General features: G+C 71.3%; 2 protein-coding genes. One reads left to right on the top strand and one right to left on the bottom strand.

The features are described 5' to 3' along the window. Nucleotides 1–143 precede the first annotated feature (143 nt). Nucleotides 144–515 (bottom strand): hypothetical protein, encoded by a 372-nt coding sequence (locus tag ESO86_RS17350; RefSeq protein WP_129236001.1) that lies wholly within the window; start codon nucleotides 513–515, stop codon nucleotides 144–146. A gap of 70 nt (nucleotides 516–585) precedes the next feature. Here ESO86_RS17350 and ESO86_RS17345 point away from each other — a divergent pair, with 70 nt between their 5' ends. Then, nucleotides 586–1,116 carry an SRPBCC domain-containing protein gene (locus tag ESO86_RS17345; RefSeq protein ID WP_165308316.1) on the top strand — a complete coding sequence of 177 codons (531 nt, stop codon included), beginning with the start codon at nucleotides 586–588 and terminating at the stop codon, nucleotides 1,114–1,116. The last annotated feature ends 31 nt before the right edge of the window (nucleotides 1,117–1,147 follow it).

The following is a 1,147-nucleotide window of genomic DNA, read 5'->3' as shown; positions in this document are numbered from 1 at the left end:
CGACGCCCGCCGAGCGCTGGGGCGTCGCGACCGGGCACGCGCGCGTGCTCATGTGCGGCTCCGGCGCGGTGCGCGGCGGCGCGGTGAGCGGCATCGGCGGTCACAACGCCGCGATGGCCGTGCTCGAGGAGGAGCTCCCCTGATCAGAAGACGAAGAGCTGCCCGAGGATCATGATCGCGATCACGAACAGCGCGACGACGGCGCCGACGATGATCAGCGCGCGGCCCGACATCTTCGCGACGCCGTACCCGACGAGAATCGGCAGTGCGACGAGCAGGAGCGTGACGACCCACCAGAACGCCTGGTAGCCGCCCTGCGTCGCCTCCGAGAGCCGGCCGCCGAAGAGCTGCTGCGTGCCGGGGTTCGTCGCGAACGCGAACGCGGCGCTGAGCGGCACGGCGATCAGCGCGAGCACGATGATGCCGCTGAACCACCCCCACATTCCGCTGTGCCGTCCGGCGATGTGGAGCGACTGCTCGTCGTGCGTCTGCTGCGAGGTTCCCCGAGTGCTCATGCGCGCCACTCTAGCCCTCCCGCGGCGGCCGGATTAGCCTGAGGGCAGGACGACACGCATGGGGGCGACGATGACCATCACTCGAGCGACCGGCCACTACGTTCACAAGGCCGACGGCCTCTACCTCCAGTTCGATCGGCTGTTCCATGCGCCGATCGAGGACGTCTGGTACTCGCTGACGAATCCGACGGCGATGCTGGCGTGGATCGGCACCTACACCGGCAACCCGTCGACGGGCGCCGTCCGGTTCCGGATGTCGAGCGAGGACGCGGAGTGGCAGAACACCTCGATCCTCGAGTGCGACGCCCCCCACGGCTTCCACGCCGACATCGGCGAGGGCGAGGACGCCGTGCGCGTCTTCTGCCATCTCCGGGAAGCCGGCGGGATGACGACGCTGACGCTCGGCCAGCGGCTGCGGACCCCGGCCGACGCGACCTCCATCGGCCCCGGTTGGGACTACTTCCTCGATCGGCTCGCCGCCGCGCGGTCCGGTTCGGAGATGCCCGCGTGGAGCGCGTACGACCCCGGCCTGGTCGACACGTACCGGGCCCTGCACGTGCCGACCGGCGCCCAGGCACCCGACGCCGCGCGCGGTCACTGACGCCGAGGCGCTGACGCGCCGGCGGCCGGGC

The organism is Agromyces binzhouensis, assembly GCF_004135055.1.
Classification (GTDB): Bacteria; Actinomycetota; Actinomycetes; order Actinomycetales; family Microbacteriaceae; genus Agromyces; species Agromyces binzhouensis.
The sequence above is the reverse complement of the archived record's forward strand: the minus strand, read 5'-3'. Positions and strand labels throughout refer to the sequence as shown.